Genomic DNA, 16,865 nt, shown 5'->3' on the forward strand with positions numbered 1-16,865 from the left:
CACCTCACCTGCCGTGCCGGGACGTCTTGCGGCTTCCGAGCACCTGGTCGGCGAGCCCGTACGCCACCGCGCCCGCGGCGTCGAAGACCACGTCCCGCTCGATGTCGGCGGCCACCCGCTCGGCGTCCTTGTCGGTGTACCGCGCCAGGAGGCCGGTCAACAGGGCCCGCCCGCGCAGGACTTCGGCCGCGTGGATCTCCAGATCGGAGGGCCGGCCCCGCACCGGCTCCTCGACGGACGGCTGTCGCAGCAGCACCCGGGAGCCGGGCTGCACGGCCCGCTTGCCGCGGGTGCCGGCCGCGAGCAGCACCGCCGCCACCGAGCCCACCTGACCCAGGCAGAACGTCTGCACGTCACAGGTGACGAACCGCATCGTGTCGTGGATCGCGGTCATCGCGCCTAGTGAGCCGCCCGGGGAGTTGATGTAGAGCGAGATGTCCCGGTCCGGATCCGCGTGTTCCAGATGCATGAGCTGGGAGATCACATCGCTGGCGCACGCGTCGTCGACCGGGGTGCCGAGAAAGACGATCCGCTCCTCGTAGAGCTTGGAGTACGGATCCAGCGTGCGGATGCCGGAGGCGGTGCGCTCCTCGAACTCGGGGAGCACGGGGCGGGCGGCAGGGCGGAAGTTCATGGCGTACCTCTCCTCGACCGGAGGGCCGGACGGCCTCTGTGAGAAACGTACAGGATGTACAGAACGTGCGGAGGGGGGTGTGGCGGTGCCCTGCGAGAAGCCGCAGCTCGGAAGGTGTTCCGCTGTGAGTGAGCAGGGGATTCGCACTGTTTTGGTCCCCAACGGTCGGCCCCGCTCGGCGCATTGGGCGCTGTCCCCGGGGCGCTCGCGAAGCTCTGGCTCACCGTCCCCGGCGCAGCCGGAGCACGTGGACACGTGCGGGGCCGGAGCCGGTCGGGAAGCCTCTGACCTGCGTACTTGCCGTCCCGTACGGATCTCGTCGGCTTCGCTGGGGGGGCGTCTAAGCTGGACGGCATGGCCTACGAGATTCCGGTGACGCAAGCCCGCGCAGAACTCGCGGAGCTGATCAACCGCGTGGTGTACGGCGGGGAGCGGGTCGTGGTGACGCGCCACGGAAAGCCGCTCGTCGCCCTGGTTTCCGCTGCTGACCTGGAGAAGCTGGAGGCCGAGCCGTAGCAGGAGGAGCAGGTGATCACGTCCCTGTCCTCGGTGCGCCCGCAGTCGACCGCCACCGCCGCCGAACCCCGGCGCTTCGGAATCGCCGCCGAACACCGCGATCCGCGCATCGGGGACTGAGCGGGGCGCCGGGGACCGCCGAGTCGTTCGCCCAGTCGCCCAGTAGCCGCCCGGCCGGCAGTCGCCCAGCAGCCGCCCAGTCGCCAGTCGTCGAGCAGCCCGGCCGCCCAGCCGCCCAGCCTCAGGCCATCCCGGGCGCACGCGACGGGCCGAGTGCCCCGCTTCCGGGGCCCGAGTGCCCTATACACGCACCTGGCCCGTTCGGGCGCTCCTTGAACGATCATGACTTTCTAAAGTGTCAGTTAACGCGCCGGAAAAACTTCCGCCCTAACGTGCAATGGCTGGCCAAGGGCCCGGAGACGGTCCTCAACAACCTGTTGAAGTCGGATACGGTTCCGCTGCGTTCGGGCGGGAGTGCCGGTCCGATCCGTATCCGCCCGGACGCTCGCTGGGCCCGTCCACGGCTGTCCGTGACGGGGAGGGCACGAGTGTGAGGTGGGAAGCGTGCAACTGACGCCGCACGAGCAGGAACGCCTGCTCATCCATGTAGCCGCGGATGTGGCGGAGAAGCGCAGGGCCCGCGGGGTGAAGCTCAACCATCCCGAGTCCGTCGCCCTCATCACCTCGCACATCCTGGAAGGGGCCCGCGACGGCCGTACCGTCGCCGAGCTCATGGCGTCCGGAAGGAAGCTGCTCTCCCGCGACGACGTCATGCCGGGCATCCCCGAGATGATCCACGACGTGCAGGTCGAGGCGACCTTCCCGGACGGCACCAAGCTCGTCACCGTCCACGAACCGATCGCCTGACGGGGGCCGCCGCCGTGATTCCCGGAGAGATCCTCTTCGCCGAGGACCCCATCGCCCTCAACGAGGGTCGTCCCGTCGTGCGGATGACCGTCCTCAACGCCGCCGACCGGCCCGTCCAGGTCGGCTCCCACTACCACTTCGCCGAGGCCAACCCGGGCCTCGACTTCGACCGTACGGTTGCCCGGGGCAAGCGACTCAACATCGCTGCGGGCACCGCCGTCCGCTTCGAACCCGGTATCCCCGTAGACGTAGAACTCGTCCCCCTGGCCGGCCGGCGCATCGTGCCCGGACTGCGCGGCGAGACCGGAGGCTCCCTCGATGACTGACCTCGACCGTGCCGTCTACGCCGATCTGTTCGGCCCCACCACCGGCGACCGCATCCGGCTCGCCGACACCGCACTCCTCGTCGAGATCGAGGAGGACCGCTCCGGCGGGCCCGGACGCTCGGGCGACGAGGCCGTGTTCGGCGGCGGCAAGGTGATCCGCGAATCGATGGGGCAGGCGCGCACCACCCGCGCCGAAGGCGCGCCCGACACCGTTGTCACCGGCGCCGTGATCATCGACCACTGGGGCATCGTCAAGGCGGACGTCGGCATCCGCGACGGACGCATCACCGGCATCGGCAAGGCCGGAAACCCCGACACCATGGACGGCGTCCACCCCGACCTCGTCATCGGCCCCGAGACCGAGATCATCGCGGGCAACGGCAAGATCCTCACTGCCGGAGCCGTCGACACCCACGTCCACTTCATCTCGCCCACCCTCATCGACCAGGCGCTGTCCTCCGGCATCACCACCCTGGTCGGCGGCGGCACCGGGCCCGCCGAGGGCAGCAAGGCCACCACCATCACCCCGGGCCCCTGGCACCTGGCCCGGATGTTCGCCGCCTTGGAGAACTCGCCCGTCAACATCGGGCTGCTCGGCAAGGGCAACACCATGTCGCGCGAGGCCATGCACTCCCAACTGCGCGGCGGCGCACTCGGGTTCAAGATCCACGAGGACTGGGGTGCGACCCCCGCCGTCATCGACGCCTGCCTGAGCGTCTGCGACGAGACCGGCGCCCAACTCGCCATCCACACCGACACGTTGAACGAGGCGGGCTTCGTCGGCGACACCCTCGCCGCGATCGCGGGCCGCTCGATCCACGCGTACCACACCGAGGGTGCGGGCGGCGGCCACGCGCCCGACATCATCACCGTGGTCTCGCAGCCCAACGTGCTGCCCAGCTCCACCAACCCGACCAGGCCGCACACCGTCAACACCATCGAGGAACACCTCGACATGCTGATGGTCTGCCACCACCTCAACCCGGCGGTGCCGGAGGACCTGGCGTTCGCCGAGTCCCGCATCCGGCCCTCCACCATCGCCGCCGAGGACTTCCTGCACGACCTCGGCGCCATCTCGATCATCTCCTCCGACTCCCAGGCCATGGGCCGGATCGGCGAGGTCGTGCTGCGCACCTGGCAGACCGCGCACGTCATGAAGGTGCGCCGGGGCGCGCTCGCCGGTGACGGGCGGGCCGACAACCACCGGGTGCGGCGCTATGTCGCCAAGTACACGATCAACCCGGCCGTCGCGCAGGGCCTGGACCGGGAGATCGGCTCCGTCGAGTCCGGCAAGCTCGCCGATCTGGTGCTGTGGGAGCCCGCGTTCTTCGGCGTGAAGCCCCAACTCGTCATCAAGGGCGGCCAGATCGCGTACGCGCAGATGGGCGACGCGAACGCGTCGATCCCCACCCCGCAGCCGATCCTGCCGCGCCCCATGTTCGGCGCGCTCGGCAAGGCGCCCGCCGCCAACTCGCTCAACTTCGTGTCCCAGGCGGCGATCGAGGACGGCCTGCCCGAACGACTCGGCTTGGACAAGCGGTTCGTGGCCATCGAGAACACCCGTCGGGTGAGCAAGGCGGACATGCGCGAGAACGACGCGCTGCCGGATGTCCGCGTCGACCCGGACACGTTCACCGTGACCATCGACGGGGATGTGGTGGAGCCCGCGCCCGCCGCCGAACTGCCCATGGCCCAGCGGTACTTCCTCTTCTGACGGGCTGTCATCACATGAGTCGCGCTGCTCTGCTCGTCCTCGCCGACGGCCGCTTCCCCGCCGGGGGTCATGCCCACTCCGGCGGGGCCGAGGCGGCCGTCAAGGCGGGCCGCATCCGTACCGCCGCCGACCTCGCGGAGTTCTGCCGGGGCCGGCTGCACACCGCGGGCCTCACCGCCGCGGCCCTCGCCGCGGCGGCGGCCGCAGGCCTCGACCCGCTCCTCCTGGACGAGGCCGCCGACGCCCGCACCCCCTCGCCGGCCCTGCGGGCCACCGCCCGCAAGCTCGGCCGCCAGATGATGCGGGTGGCCCGCGCCACCTGGCCCTCGGCCGAACTCGGCGCGCTGGCCGCGGCCCGGCCGCGCGGCGCCCACCAGCCGGTCGTGCTCGGGCTCGCCGCCCGTGCGGCCGGGCTCGGGCCCGAGGACGCGGCGCACTGTGTGGCGTACGAGGTGGTGAGCGGGCCGGCCACGGCGGTCGTCCGGCTGCTGAGCCTCGATCCGTTCGACGCGACGGGTGTCCTCGCCCGGCTCGCCCCGGAGCTGGACGCGGTGGCCCGGCGGGCGGCCGTCACCGCGGCGGAGGCGGTGGTGGAGGGGATCGACGCGCTGCCCGCGACCTCGGCCCCGCTGCTCGACGTCATGGCCGAGGCGCACGCGGCCTGGCCGGTGAGGCTGTTCGCCTCGTAGGAGTGGCCCCCTCCGCCCCGGACCCCCGGGGCTCCCGCCCCCGGTCGCGCCTGAACGGCGCTCGTCCGCAAGCGCCGGACGGGCTGGAGCGGGTTCGGCTTCCCGGAACCGTGGGAGGTTCGCGTACGACCCCTGACCCCAGTCGCCCTCGACGGCCCGCCCCAAGCGCCGGGCGGCCACTCCTCGGGAGCCGCTGACGGCAAGACCCCATCAGCCACATCCGGCCCTCCGGGCCGACCGACACGTTACGGAGACTCCATGCACCTCGACCACTCCCACGAAGGCCCCGCCCCCGTCAGCGCCGACGCCCACCGGCCCGACGGCCGGCGCCGGGCGTTGCGCGTCGGGCTCGGGGGGCCCGTCGGGTCCGGGAAGACCGCCACCGTCGCCGCGCTCTGCCGGGCCCTGCGCGACCAGCTGTCCATCGCCGTCGTCACCAACGACATCTACACCCGCGAGGACGCCGCCTTCCTGCTGCGCAACGCCGTACTGCCGCCCGAGCGGATCCAGGCCGTGGAGACCGGGGCCTGCCCGCACACCGCCATCCGCGACGACATCTCCGCCAACCTCGAAGCCGTGGAGGACCTGGAGGACACGGTCGGGCCGCTCGATCTGATCCTCGTCGAGTCCGGCGGCGACAACCTCACCGCGACCTTCTCCAGGGGCCTCGTCGACGCCCAGATCTTCGTCATCGACGTGGCCGGCGGCGACGACATCCCGCGCAAGGGCGGCCCGGGGGTCACCACCGCGGATCTGCTGGTGATCAACAAGACCGACCTCGCGCCGTACGTCGGGTCCGACCTGGAGCGGATGGCCCGGGACGCCAAGGAGCAGCGGGGTGAACTCCCCGTCGTCTTCCAGTCGTTGAGGTCCGAGGAGAGTGTCGCCCAGGTCGCCGGCTGGGTACGGGAGCAGCTCGCGGCATGGGCGGCCTGACCCTCGGCGCGCGGGGGGTACGCGCCACCGCCCGCATCGTCGCCACCCCCGAAGGCCTGCCCGTCCTGGAGGGCGAGGGCCCGCTCGCGCTGCGGCGTACCCGGGCCCGCGGCCCCTACCACCGGGTCACCGTCGTCGGCGCGATGAGCGCCCCGCTCGGCGGCGACCGGATCGGCGTCGAGGCCGAGGTGCGCGACGGAGCGAGGCTGCACGTCGACTCGGCGGCGGCCACCATCGCCCTGCCCGGCCGCGAGGGCGAGCGCGCCCACTACGACGTACGCCTTTCCGTCGGCGAGGGCGCCGAGCTGCGCTGGCTGCCCGAGCAACTCATCTCGGCGTCCGGCAGCGACCTCGCCATGCGCACCCGGATCGACCTCGCGCCCGGCGCCCGCCTCGTGTACCGCGAGGAGCAGGTGCTCGGCCGGCACGGCGAGCCGCCCGGCACCCTCGCCACCCGCCTCACCGTGTACCGCGCCGGGCGCCCGCTCCTCGACCAGGAGCTGGCGTACGGGCCGGGGGCGCCGGGCGGCTGGGACGGGGCGGCCGTGCTCGACGGACACCGGGCGGCCGGCCAACTGCTCTTCGTGTCACCGGAGTTGGCAGACAACCCGGCCGGGGCCAGAATGCTGGGCGACCACGCGGTACTCACCCCGCTGGCCGGGCCCGCCCTGCTCGTCACGGCCGTAGCCCCGGACGCCCGGCTGCTGCGCCACACCCTGGACGACGCCCTGAGAAGCCACCTCGCGACACGCTGACCGCTGAGCGGAACACACGCACCGGCTATCGGTTCGGTAAAAAAACACCTGTACGGCCTGTGCACAGTGGGCTCACAGACGAAAGGATCCCCCGACAGGCCCAAATGGAGCGCTGAGACTGACAGCGCACTTCAGCAGGGGGAGGTACCACTTGAGACGCACCGCAGTGCTCGGCTCGGCCGGCACACTGATCGCGGGCACGCTGATGGTGGGCGCGATAGCGGCTCCGGTCGCCAACGCCGACAACCGCGACCACGGTTGGTCCGAGGCGCGTGGCGCGCAGGTCGCTGCCGACAGGGCGGCCAAGCAGGGCATCAACTGGACGGACTGCCCCACCGACTGGGCGATCGCCAAGCCCATTCAGTGCGGCTACGTCAGCGTCCCGCTGGACTACGCCCGTCCCAACGGCAAGCAGATCAAGCTCGCCGTCGACCGGATCGGCAGCACCGGCACCCAGGCCGAGCGCCAGGGTGCCCTCATCTACAACCCGGGCGGCCCCGGCGCTTCGGGCATGCAGTTCCCGACCCGGGTGACCAAGAAGAACCCGCTCTGGGCCAACGCCTCGAAGGCGTACGACTTCGTGGGCTTCGACCCGCGCGGCGTGGGCCACTCCACGCCGATCTCGTGCGTGGACCCGCAGGAGTACGCCAAGGGTCCGAAGGCCGACCCGGTGCCGAGCAGCGAGGCCGACAAGCGCGCCCAGCGCAAGCTCGCCGCCGAGTACGCGGACGGCTGCGCCGAGCGCAGCGGCTGGATGCTGCCGTACATGACCACGCCGAACACCGCGCGCGACCTGGACGTCATCCGGGCCGCCCTTGGTGAGAAGAAGCTCAACTACCTGGGCGTCTCCTACGGCACCTACCTGGGCGCGGTCTACGGCACCCTGTTCCCCTCGCACGTCCGCCGCATGATCGTGGACAGCGTGGTCAACCCGGACCAGGACAACATCTGGTACCAGGCCAACCTGGAGCAGGACGTCGCCTTCCAGGCCCGCTGGAACGAGTGGGAGGACTGGGTCGCCAAGTACGACGCCAAGTTCCACCTCGGCACCACCCGGGCGCAGGTCGAGGCGCAGTGGCTGAAGCTGCGCGCCGACGCCAAGAAGAACCCGCTCGACGGCAAGGTCGGCCCCGCCGAACTGCTCGGGTTCTTCCAGAAGGCCCCGTACTACGACTCGTACTGGGTCCCGGTCGCCAAGGCGCTCAGCGCCTATGCGGCGGGTGACAGCAAGCCGGTCGTCGCGGCGGCCGCGTCCGACATGACGGACATCGCGGGCAACATCGCCTCCGAGAACGGCAACGCGGTCTACACGGCCGTCGAGTGCGCGGACGCCAAGTGGCCCACCAGCTGGCGCAAGTGGGACCGGGACAACACCCGGCTCAACAAGGACTACCCGTTCCTGACCTGGTCCAACGCCTGGATGAACCTGCCGTGTGCCACCTGGCCCACCAAGCAGCAGAACCCGGTGAAGGTCAAGACCGGCAAGGGCCTCCCGCAGGTCCTGATCGTGCAGTCCACCAATGACGCCGCCACCCCGTTCAAGGGCGCCGTCGAGCTGCACAAGGCCTTCAAGAACTCGCGCCTCGTCATCGAGAAGGGCGCCGGTTCGCACGGTGTGACCGGTCTCGTCAACCCGTGCATCAACTCGCGCGTGGACGACTACCTGCTCACCGGCAAGACCGACAAGGCCGACTACACGTGCACCCCGCACGCGACGCCCGTTCCGTAGGCGGTAGTTGAGATCGGTCGGTGACTGAGGGGGCGGCCGGGAATTCTCCGGTCGCCCCTGTTCTCGTGGCGCCCTGTCCTCACGGCGCCGCGTTCTCGCGGCGCCGAGCGATGCGCGGACCTGCCGGGCTCAGCTGATGAGGCCCCGGAAGCGCCGCGACTCCTCCGCCTTCACATCGGCCGCGTACCGGTCCACGTACTCCTGGCCCGACAGCTCCATGACCTTGTACATGATCTCGTCGGTGACCGCCCGCAGCACGGCCTTCTCGTCCTCCATCCCCTTGTACCGGGAGAAGTCGAGCGGCTCGCCGAAGCGGATCGACACCCGCTTGATCTTCGGCACGACCTGGCCGGGCGGCTGGATCTCGAAGGTGCCGACCATGGCACACGGGATCACCGGAGCCCCGCCCCGGATGGCCATCACGGCGACGCCCACCTTGCCCTTGTACAGCTTGCCGTCGGGCGAGCGGGTGCCCTCCGGGTAGATGCCGAGCAGTTCGTCCTTGGCGAGCACCCCGAGCCCCTCGCGGATCGCGGCCTTCCCGGCCTCCTTGCCGGACCGGTCGACCGGAATCTGCCCGACCGCCCGGAAGAACGCGGCGGTCAGCCGGCCCTTGACGCCGGGCCCGGTGAAGTACTCCTGCTTGGCGAGGAAGGTGATGCGCCGCTTCAGCATCACCGGCATCAGGAAGTGGTCCGAGAAGGACAGGTGGTTGCCGGCGACGATCGCGGCGCCCTCGTCGGGGATGTACTCAAGCCCTTCGAGCCGGGGCCGGAAGAGCAGTCTCAACAGGGGCCCCAGGACTGCGTACTTGAGGATGTAATAGAGCACCCGCGAGCTCCTCACCATGCAGAAGGGTGGCCAGTGTAGGGCGAGGTCCGGGCCGCTGTAACCACCGGCGGCCGGTCCGGCGGGGGATCGATCAATCGATCATTTGTGCGCGAGTTCTTGAGCGGACGAAGCCCGGCGTGTACAAACCGTTCACACCATCGTGTGCGCCCCCGCCTCCCCTTCCCCCGTTCCGGGCTGGAGTCCCCATGACCACTTCCTGGTCCCGCCGTGGCTTCCTGTACGCGACCGGCGCCTCGGCCCTCGCCCTGGGGACCGTCGGCGTCCCGAGGGCGAGCGCCGCAGACGCCTACGACGCGCTGCGCGCGACCTGGCGCACGCTGATCCTCGGATCCGGCTTCGCGCCCACCGCCGAACCGTTCAAGTCCCGGCTCTCCGACCTCGGCACCTCGGCCGCGTCCCTCCTGGCCACCATGGCCCCGGCGAGCGGATCGCTGTGGCCCGACGCCGGGTACGCCGACCCCGATCCCGACACCGACCAGGAGTCGTTCGGCTACTCGGCCAGGATGAACGACAGCTACAACCGGCTCCGCACCATGGCCGAGGCCTACAGCCAGCCGGGCACCGGCCTGACCGGCGACAGCGGCCTCGCGGCCGCCATCGCCACCGGCCTCGACCACCTGCACGCCGAGGTCTACAGCGAGAGCAGGTCCAGCTTCGGCAACTGGTACAACTGGCAGATCGGCGCCCCGCAGGCACTCCTCGACACCTGCGTCCTGCTGTACGACCGGCTCACCTCGGCCCAACTGGCCAGCTATCTCGCGGCAGTTGACCACTTCGTACCGCACAGTGCGGTAGCCGTGTACGCCGGCACCAGCACCGGCGCCAACCGGGTCGACCTGTGCCGGGTGCTCGCCCTGCGCGGAGTGCTCGGCAAGAGCTCCGCGAAGCTGTCCCTGGCCGCGAGCGCGCTCTCGCCGGTCTTCCCGTATGTGACCGGGGGAGACGGGCTCTACGCCGACGGCTCCTTCGTCCAGCACACCTCTGTGCCGTACACCGCCTCCTACGGCTCGGTGATGCTCGGCGGCCTCGGGATGCTGTTCGCGCTGCTCGCCGGCTCCGCCTGGGCGGTGTCGGACCCGGCCCGGCAGATCGTCTTCGACGCGGTCGAGAACGCCTGGGCGCCCTTCCTCTACAACGGCCTGGCGATGGACGGCGTCGCCGGGCGCGCCATCAGCCGGGGCGTCTCGGCAGGCGATCCGGCCGCCCGCCAGCAGGACGACCATGTGCGCGGCCACTCGATCCTCGCCTCGATCGTGCTGCTCGGCCAGGGCGCCTCCAGCGCCGAGAACGCGCGCTGGCGCGGGCTCGTCAAGGGCTGGATGCGGCGCGACTACTACAGCCCGCCCCTGAGCGACGGCTTTCTCGGCGTCCCCGGTCTCGCTCTGCTCACGGGCGTCGACGACGACAGCGCGCTTTCCGCGATCCCCGAGCCCGTCGGGCACCGCCTCTTCACCCACATGTCCCGGGCCACCCACCGCCGCCCCACCTGGGCCGCCTCGATCAGCATGGCCGACAAGCGGATCACGTACTACGAGACCGGCAACGGCGAGAACCTGCACGGCTGGCACACCGGCTCCGGAATGCTCTACTGGTGGGGCGACACCTACGCCAACGGCCAGTACAGCGACGCCTTCTGGCCCACCGTGGACCCCTACCGGCTGCCCGGCACCACCGCCTCGCGCAAAGTCCTCGCGGACGCGGCGGGCGGCGACTGGGGAGCGTCCCGGCCCGACGTGAACTGGGTGGGCGGAGCCACCGACGGGCAGCGCGCCTCGATCGGCCAGTATGTGAAAGGGCTGCAGAGCACCCTCGTCGCCAAGAAGTCCTGGTTCTGCCTCGACGAGGCGATCGTCTGCCTGGGCGCCGGCATCACCTGCCGGGACGGCGCCGTCGTCGAGTCGACCGTCGACAACCGCAACCTCGGACCGGCCGGCGGCTCCGCCCTGACCGTCGACGGAGTCGTCCAGCCCTCCGCCTACCCCTGGTCGGCGACCCTGACCGGTGCCTCCTGGGCCCACCTCGCGGGCCACGCGGGCTATGTCTTCCCCGGCCGCGCGACCGTACGGGCCCGGCGCGAGGAGCGCACCGGACGCTGGAGCGACCTCAACAAGGGCAGCGCCACGGCACCGGTCAGCCGCCGCTACCTCACCCTGTGGGCCGACCACGGCACCGACCCGTCCGGCGCCGGATACGCGTACGTCCTCATGCCGGGCGCCTCCGCGGCCCAGACCGCGGCTCGCGCCGCCGACAGCGGCTGGCCGGCGGTCCTGGCCAACACGGACGCCCAGCAGGGCATCGCGGTGCCCGCGCTCGGCTTCACCGGGGTCAACTTCTGGCTCGGCGGCACGGTCGGCCCGCTCACCGCCGACGCCCCCTGCTCGGTGCTGATCAGCGAACGCGGCGACGGGACGGCCGTGATCTGCGTCAGCGACCCGATGCGCGCCCGGACCTCGCTCACCCTGACCTGGCGACGGGCCGTCGCCTCGGTCACCGCACGCCCGGCCACGCTCACGGGCGCCACCACCGGAGCCTCATTGACCCTCACCTTCGGGGACCTCAGCGGCACCGGGGGAGCGACCCAGCAGACCGTCGTACGGCTCGGCTGACCGCGCCGGGCGGTGAGCTAGGTGCTGCGGGACGTCGCGGCCGTCCCGAGCGCGGTGAGCCCGAGCACCACCCAGCCGAACCACAGCCAGCCGTTGCTGCCGAGCGCCACCGTGTACGCCGTGATCACCACCAGCATCACCAGGGTGAGCACCGTCATCGACTTCGTCGAACGGGGCATCGCGTCCCCTTCCTCCCGGCAGGTGCCGTGAGGACCATGGTCCCCCCGCGAGGGGTCCCGGCGCTACTGGCCGCGCGTGTTCAGCGAGGCGAGGTAGGCGTTGTAGGCCTGAAGTTCACGGTCGCCGTCCCGCTCGGCGGCACGGTCGGTGCGGCGCGCCTGGCGCTTCTCGGTGGCGTACCACTGGAAGACCAGCGCGATCAGGACGAGCACCGAGGGGATCTCGCTGAACGCCCAGGCGATGCCGCCGGCCGCCTGCTGATCGGTGAGCGCGTCGACGGCCAGCGAGGCGGGCGGGTTCTTGTACGTGCTGATCATGGGCTCGCTGGCCATCATCAGGGCGATGCCGAAGAACGCGTGGAAGGGCATGCCGGCGAAGAGCTCCAGCATCCGCATCACATAGCCGGGCCGGTGCGGCCCCGGGTCCACGCCCATGATCGGCCAGAAGAAGACCAGACCGACCGCGAGGAAGTGGACCATCATCGCGATGTGCCCGGTCCTGGACTCCATCAGGAAGTCGAAGATCGGCGTGAAGTAGAGCCCGTACAGGCTCGCGATGAACAGCGGGATGGTGAACGCCGGATGCGTGATGATCTTCATGTACCGGCTGTGCAGCAGCATCAGGAGCAGCTCGCGCGGGCCCTTGCGGCCGCGCGTCGCGGAGACCGGCAGGGCGCGCAGGGCGAGCGTGACCGGCGCGCCGAGGAGCAGCAGGATGGGCGACAGCATGCTGATCACCATGTGCTGCACCATGTGCACGCTGAACATGACCATGCCGTAGTCGTTCAGCTTGGTGCACATGACGAACGCGATGGTCAGGACGCCCACGGTCCAGAAGATCATCCGGCTGACCGGCCAGCTGTCACCGCGCCGCCGCAGCCGCACCACGGCCCACGCGTACAGGGCGAGCCCGAGCAGGCAGCCGATGAGGAAGAAGGAGTCCGCCGACCATGCGAGGCCTCGCGCCAGCGTGAACGGCGGCAGGTCCATGTTCATGTCCATGCCGTGCCCGCTGTGATCCATCCGCTGACTCCTGATTCGTACCGGTTGTCCCGCACCAGACTAGAACCGCCCCCGGCCGGCGATGCGGGCGGGGGCGGTTCATTGCGTACAAAACAATCCGGCGGCGACCGGGGCGGCGGAGGCCGGTGCCTGCCGCCGTACAGGCTCTAGAGCACGCACTCCGCTTCGGCGTACCGCTCGGCCGGGACGGTCTTCAAGGTGGCCGTCGCCTCGGCGAGCGGGACCATGACGATGTCGGTGCCGCGCAGCGCGGTCAGCATCCCGAACTCGCCGCGGTGGGCGGCCTCCACCGCGTGCCAGCCGAAGCGGGTGGCGAGCACCCGGTCGTAGGCGGTGGGCGTGCCGCCGCGCTGGACGTGGCCGAGGATGACCGGGCGCGCCTCCTTGTTCAGGCGCTGCTCCAGCTCGATGGAGAGCTGACGGGCGACGCCGGCGAAGCGCTCGTGGCCGTAGACGTCGGTGCCGCCCACGTCGAACTGCATCGAGCCCTCGCGCGGCTTGGCACCCTCGGCGACCACCACGATCGCGAACTTCTTGCCCGCCGAGAAGCGCCGGCCGACCAGCTCGGTCAGCTCGTCGATGTCGAAGGGGCGCTCGGGCACGACGATGGCGTGCGCACCGGCGGCCATGCCCGAGTGCAGGGCGATCCAGCCGGTGTGCCGGCCCATGACCTCGACGATGAGCACCCGCTGGTGCGACTCGGCGGTGGTCTTCAGACGGTCGAGCGCGTCGGTCGCCACGCCCACGGCGGTGTCGAAGCCGAAGGTGACATCGGTCGACGCGATGTCGTTGTCGATGGTCTTGGGCACGCCGACGATGGGCAGACCCGCGTCCGACAGCAGGGTCGCGGCCTTCAGGGTCCCCTCGCCGCCGATCGGAATGATCGCGTCGAGACCCAGCTCGGCCACGTGGCCCTTGGCCCGCTCCACGCCGTCGCGCAGATGCGCGGGCTGGACGCGGGAGGAGCCGAGAATGGTGCCGCCACGGGCGAGGATGCCGCCGACCGCGTCGAGGTCGAGCTTGCGGTAGTCGGCTTCGAGCAGGCCCCGCCAGCCGTCGTGGAAGCCGATGACCTCGTCGCCGTGGTCGACCACCGCGCGGTGCACGACGGATCGGATGACGGCGTTCAGGCCGGGGCAGTCGCCGCCGGAGGTGAGCACACCAATTCGCATTGCCCGGAGAACCTTTGCAACGTGGGCCGACGACCGGACCACGTCGTCCGGTTGGATCCCCGTCACCCTACCGGCGCAGGGTGACGGGGGCCGAATCGGAGGTCCGACTGATGGACGTAGTACGAACGTACGAACCGTCAGGCGGGCTGGGTCGCCGACGCGATGCGCTCCGCGCGCAGCGCCTCGTACCAGCGGTCGTCGGTCGGCGGCAGCGCGTTGACGTCGAGCGCCAGCTTGAGCAGCAGGTCCGCGATCTGCGGATTGCGCGCGAGGACCGGGCCGTGCATGTACGTGCCGAACACGGTGTCGTTGTACGCGCCCTCGGTGCCGTCACCGGTGCCGTTGCCCTTGCCCAGGCGCACCCGGGCGAACGGGCGGGCCGTCGGACCGAGGTGGGTGACGCCCTGGTGGTTCTCGAAGCCGGTCAGCTGGGGCAGGCCGAGCCGCTCGTCGATGTCGCCCAGCACATCGCCGACGCAGCGCTCGCCCTCGCCGCGGGTCGAGACGACGTCGAGCAGTCCGAGGCCCGGCTCGCGCTCGCCGAGGTCGTTGATGAACTCGTGGCCGAGGATCTGGTAGCCGGCACAGACCGAGAAGATGATCGCGCCGTTGGAGGCGGCGCGGCTCAGCCCGGTGTCGCGGCGCAGCCGCTCCGCCGCGAGCCGCTGCGGCCGGTCCTCGCCGCCGCCGATGAGGTAGATGTCACCGGAGGTCGGGATCGGCTGGTCGCTGCGGACGTCGAGCCGGTGCACGTCCAGGCCGCGCTGACGCGCCCGGCGCTCCACGACCAGCGCGTTGCCCTGGTCGCCGTAGGTGCTCAGCAGGTCGGGGTAGACCCACACGAGGCGCAGGCTGTTGTCTGCCATCGCTTGTTAGCTCCTGCCTTGCTCAGTTGCCGACGACGCGGCGGACGTCCTGGAACGCGGTGTAGTTGGCGATGAGTTCGATCCGCCCGGGCGGTGCCAGCTGCGCGCACTCCTCCAGGTTCTCGCAGACCCGGAAGTCCAGGTTCGCGACCTCCAGGCGGACCGCCAGGTCCAGCTTGCGGTCGCCGATCACGAAGATCGGGTGCCCGGCGAGCCGGGTGTAGTCGACGTCCCACAGCCACGAGGTGTCCGTGCCGTCGGCGCCGCGGGCGTTGACGGACAGGACGACCGGGGTCGGCGGCGGGTCGATGAGGGAAAACGTTTCGAGCCAGCCCGCCGGGTTCTTCGCGAGCAGCAGCCGCAGCTCCCGCCCCTGGAAGCCGACCACGTCGTAGCGCCCCGCGACCGCCTGCACCTGGTACATGCGTTCCAGGGCGACCTGCGGCGGCACCCCGAACACCGCGGCGACCGCGGCCGAGGTGGCGGCGTTCGCCTTGTTGGCGCGGCCGGGCAGCTGGAGGTGGATCGGCCAGGCCGAGCCGTGCGGGTCGAGGACGTAGTCGCCGTTGAGCACCCAACTGGGCGCCGGGCGGCGGAAACCGCACTCGCCGCAGAACCAGTCGTCGCCCGGGCGCTGCATCACACCGCCGCAGGCGGGGCACGACCAGGCGTCGTCCTTCCACTCCTGACCGGCCGCCACCCACACCACGTTGGGGGAGGACGACGCCGCCCACACGACCAGCGGGTCGTCGGCGTTGGCGATGACCACGGCCTTGGAACCCGCAAGCCCCTCGCGCCACTTCTCGGCGAGCATCCGGGTCTCGGCGGCGCGGTCGAGCTGGTCGCGCGAGAGGTTGAGCAGCGCGATCGCCTTCGGCGTCACATCGCGGGCGACGCCCGCCAGGTACTTCTCGTCGACCTCGATGACGCCGTACTTCGCGTCCGAACCGCCCGCGAGCGCCGACGTGATACCGGCCGGCATGTTGGCGCCGAGCGCGTTCGACACCACCGGCCCGCTGGCTCGCAGCGCCTCGGCGATCAGCCGGGTCGTGGTCGTCTTGCCGTTGGTCGCCGACACCAGGACGACGTCCAGATGAGTGGCGAGCCGCCCGAGCAGATCGGGGTCGAGCTTGAGCGCGACGCGCCCGCCGATCACCGATCCACTGCCCCGCCCCGCCGCGCGCGACACGGCCGCGGCGGCCTTGCCCGCGGTCACGGCCAGCTTGGCTCGCGGTGACAGGGGCCCGGCACCTCCATCGTGTCCTGACATCGTCCTTGATCCTCCTTGCGCCTGGGTCAGGTGTCAGCCTATCGAGATCCGGTCAGCGGCCCGAACCGCGCCACCATCCGGAATGCCGCCCGGTCACCGGAACGTACGCTTGCGCCCATGCGCCACCGTCCCATTCCCGGCAGTTCCGGCTCCGTACGAGAGATGAGTCTCCTCGGTGCCGGGTTGCTCCACGCGCCCTGCGAGCCCGTCACGGACTTCGGTCCCGCCCTGCGCCGGCTCGTCGAGGACATGTTCGCCACGATGTACGCGGCCGACGGTGTCGGCCTGGCGGCGAACCAGATCGGCGTCGCCCGGCGGGTGTTCGTGTACGACTGCCCCGACGACGAGGACGTCCGGCATCTGGGGTACGTCGTCAACCCCCGCCTGGTGGAGGCGGACGGCATCGAGGTGCGCGGCCCCGAGGGCTGCCTCTCGCTGCCGGGCCTGGAGGCGCCGACCTCGCGCTTCGACCGTGCGGTGGTGGAGGGGGTGGACCTCTCCGGCGCGCCGGTGCGGGTCGAGGGCACGGGGTTCTTCGCGCGGTGCCTCCAGCACGAGTGCGACCACCTCGACGGCGTGGTGTACGCCGACCGCGTAACGGGCCGTCACGGGCGCCGCTTGCAGCGCGCGATCCGCAAAGCCGACTGGAACTGACCCCCTGGGGCTCCGCCCCAGACCCCGGTTCGCGCCTGAACGGCGCTTGTCCTCAATCTCCCCCAAGGCATTGAGGG

Annotated in this window: 16 protein-coding genes and 1 pseudogene; 10 read left to right on the plus strand and 7 right to left on the minus strand. The window is 71.2% G+C overall.

What is annotated here, in order from left to right:
* Positions 1–4: 4 nt before the first annotated feature.
* Positions 5–634 carry an ATP-dependent Clp protease proteolytic subunit gene (locus CG740_RS00560; RefSeq protein ID WP_100572861.1) on the minus strand — a complete coding sequence of 210 codons (630 nt, stop codon included), beginning with the start codon at positions 632–634 and terminating at the stop codon, positions 5–7.
* Between the two features lie 354 nt (positions 635–988).
* Between CG740_RS00560 and CG740_RS00565 the strand changes: the two are divergent.
* The 8 genes and pseudogenes from CG740_RS00565 (at position 989) to CG740_RS00600 (ending at position 8,166) form a co-directional block, all read left to right on the plus strand.
* Positions 989–1,270 (plus strand): annotated as a pseudogene (locus CG740_RS00565) (type II toxin-antitoxin system Phd/YefM family antitoxin).
* A gap of 444 nt (positions 1,271–1,714) precedes the next feature.
* Positions 1,715–2,017 carry an urease subunit gamma gene (locus CG740_RS00570; RefSeq protein ID WP_100573578.1) on the plus strand — a complete coding sequence of 101 codons (303 nt, stop codon included), beginning with the start codon at positions 1,715–1,717 and terminating at the stop codon, positions 2,015–2,017.
* A gap of 14 nt (positions 2,018–2,031) precedes the next feature.
* Entirely contained in the window at positions 2,032–2,343 is a 312-nt protein-coding gene (locus CG740_RS00575; protein ID WP_100572862.1) for an urease subunit beta, read from the plus strand.
* Positions 2,336–4,057: an urease subunit alpha gene (locus CG740_RS00580; RefSeq protein ID WP_100572863.1), complete on the plus strand. Its 1,722-nt coding sequence runs from the start codon at positions 2,336–2,338 to the stop codon at positions 4,055–4,057. The genes CG740_RS00575 and CG740_RS00580 overlap by 8 nt, the downstream gene beginning before the upstream one ends.
* Before the next feature lie 14 nt (positions 4,058–4,071).
* Positions 4,072–4,746: an urease accessory protein UreF gene (locus CG740_RS00585; protein WP_100572864.1), complete on the plus strand. Its 675-nt coding sequence runs from the start codon at positions 4,072–4,074 to the stop codon at positions 4,744–4,746.
* A gap of 258 nt (positions 4,747–5,004) precedes the next feature.
* Positions 5,005–5,682: an urease accessory protein UreG gene (gene ureG / locus CG740_RS00590; protein ID WP_100572865.1), complete on the plus strand. Its 678-nt coding sequence runs from the start codon at positions 5,005–5,007 to the stop codon at positions 5,680–5,682.
* Positions 5,670–6,437 carry an urease accessory protein UreD gene (locus tag CG740_RS00595; RefSeq protein WP_100572866.1) on the plus strand — a complete coding sequence of 256 codons (768 nt, stop codon included), beginning with the start codon at positions 5,670–5,672 and terminating at the stop codon, positions 6,435–6,437. Before ureG ends, CG740_RS00595 begins: the two co-directional genes overlap by 13 nt.
* A 205-nt stretch (positions 6,438–6,642) precedes the next feature.
* Positions 6,643–8,166 (plus strand): alpha/beta hydrolase, encoded by a 1,524-nt coding sequence (locus tag CG740_RS00600; protein ID WP_100573579.1) that lies wholly within the window; start codon positions 6,643–6,645, stop codon positions 8,164–8,166.
* Between the two features lie 129 nt (positions 8,167–8,295).
* Here the strand turns inward: CG740_RS00600 and CG740_RS00605 are convergent, their stop codons facing one another.
* Complete coding sequence (locus tag CG740_RS00605; protein WP_100572867.1) at positions 8,296–8,997, minus strand: lysophospholipid acyltransferase family protein; 702 nt, start codon at positions 8,995–8,997, stop codon at positions 8,296–8,298.
* 206 nt (positions 8,998–9,203) lie between these two features.
* Between CG740_RS00605 and CG740_RS00610 the strand changes: the two genes are divergently transcribed.
* Positions 9,204–11,624 carry a polysaccharide lyase 8 family protein gene (locus CG740_RS00610; protein ID WP_100572868.1) on the plus strand — a complete coding sequence of 807 codons (2,421 nt, stop codon included), beginning with the start codon at positions 9,204–9,206 and terminating at the stop codon, positions 11,622–11,624.
* 17 nt (positions 11,625–11,641) lie between these two features.
* On the opposite strand, the gene CG740_RS40185 is transcribed toward CG740_RS00610, so the two are convergent.
* The 5 genes from CG740_RS40185 to CG740_RS00630 form a co-directional block, all read right to left on the minus strand.
* Complete coding sequence (locus CG740_RS40185) at positions 11,642–11,803, minus strand: hypothetical protein (RefSeq protein WP_199846285.1); 162 nt, start codon at positions 11,801–11,803, stop codon at positions 11,642–11,644.
* Positions 11,804–11,866: 63 nt separating this feature from the next.
* Positions 11,867–12,826: a cytochrome c oxidase assembly protein gene (locus CG740_RS00615; RefSeq protein ID WP_100572869.1), complete on the minus strand. Its 960-nt coding sequence runs from the start codon at positions 12,824–12,826 to the stop codon at positions 11,867–11,869.
* A 146-nt stretch (positions 12,827–12,972) separates the two neighbouring features.
* A complete protein-coding gene (locus tag CG740_RS00620; RefSeq protein WP_100572870.1) occupies positions 12,973–13,998 on the minus strand; it encodes a 6-phosphofructokinase in 1,026 nt (341 codons plus the stop codon).
* Between the two features lie 137 nt (positions 13,999–14,135).
* Complete coding sequence (locus CG740_RS00625) at positions 14,136–14,864, minus strand: type 1 glutamine amidotransferase (protein WP_100572871.1); 729 nt, start codon at positions 14,862–14,864, stop codon at positions 14,136–14,138.
* 22 nt (positions 14,865–14,886) lie between these two features.
* Positions 14,887–16,134, minus strand: a complete 1,248-nt coding sequence (locus CG740_RS00630) for a Mur ligase family protein (RefSeq protein WP_100572872.1) — start codon at positions 16,132–16,134, stop codon at positions 14,887–14,889.
* Positions 16,135–16,251: 117 nt separating this feature from the next.
* On the opposite strand from CG740_RS00630, the gene def reads away from it, so the two are divergent.
* The gene (gene def / locus CG740_RS00635; RefSeq protein WP_100572873.1) at positions 16,252–16,788 is read left to right on the plus strand and encodes a peptide deformylase; all 537 of its coding nucleotides are present in this window, start codon (positions 16,252–16,254) and stop codon (positions 16,786–16,788) included.
* The last annotated feature ends 77 nt before the right edge of the window (positions 16,789–16,865 follow it).

Source organism: Streptomyces sp. CB01201 (assembly GCF_002803085.1).
In the GTDB taxonomy this organism is placed as follows: domain Bacteria; phylum Actinomycetota; class Actinomycetes; order Streptomycetales; family Streptomycetaceae; genus Streptomyces; species Streptomyces hundungensis.

Coding starts and splice junctions, on each gene's coding strand:
- CG740_RS00560 (WP_100572861.1), bottom strand. CDS start 634: ATGAACTTCCGCCCTGCCGCCCGCCCCGTGCTCCCCGAGTTCGAGGAG.
- CG740_RS00580 (WP_100572863.1), top strand. CDS start 2,336: ATGACTGACCTCGACCGTGCCGTCTACGCCGATCTGTTCGGCCCCACC.
- CG740_RS00585 (WP_100572864.1), top strand. CDS start 4,072: ATGAGTCGCGCTGCTCTGCTCGTCCTCGCCGACGGCCGCTTCCCCGCC.
- ureG (WP_100572865.1), top strand. CDS start 5,005: ATGCACCTCGACCACTCCCACGAAGGCCCCGCCCCCGTCAGCGCCGAC.
- CG740_RS00595 (WP_100572866.1), top strand. CDS start 5,670: ATGGGCGGCCTGACCCTCGGCGCGCGGGGGGTACGCGCCACCGCCCGC.
- CG740_RS00600 (WP_100573579.1), top strand. CDS start 6,643: ATGGTGGGCGCGATAGCGGCTCCGGTCGCCAACGCCGACAACCGCGAC.
- CG740_RS00610 (WP_100572868.1), top strand. CDS start 9,204: ATGACCACTTCCTGGTCCCGCCGTGGCTTCCTGTACGCGACCGGCGCC.
- CG740_RS40185 (WP_199846285.1), bottom strand. CDS start 11,803: ATGCCCCGTTCGACGAAGTCGATGACGGTGCTCACCCTGGTGATGCTG.
- CG740_RS00615 (WP_100572869.1), bottom strand. CDS start 12,826: ATGGATCACAGCGGGCACGGCATGGACATGAACATGGACCTGCCGCCG.
- CG740_RS00620 (WP_100572870.1), bottom strand. CDS start 13,998: ATGCGAATTGGTGTGCTCACCTCCGGCGGCGACTGCCCCGGCCTGAAC.
- CG740_RS00625 (WP_100572871.1), bottom strand. CDS start 14,864: ATGGCAGACAACAGCCTGCGCCTCGTGTGGGTCTACCCCGACCTGCTG.
- CG740_RS00630 (WP_100572872.1), bottom strand. CDS start 16,134: ATGTCAGGACACGATGGAGGTGCCGGGCCCCTGTCACCGCGAGCCAAG.
- def (WP_100572873.1), top strand. CDS start 16,252: ATGCGCCACCGTCCCATTCCCGGCAGTTCCGGCTCCGTACGAGAGATG.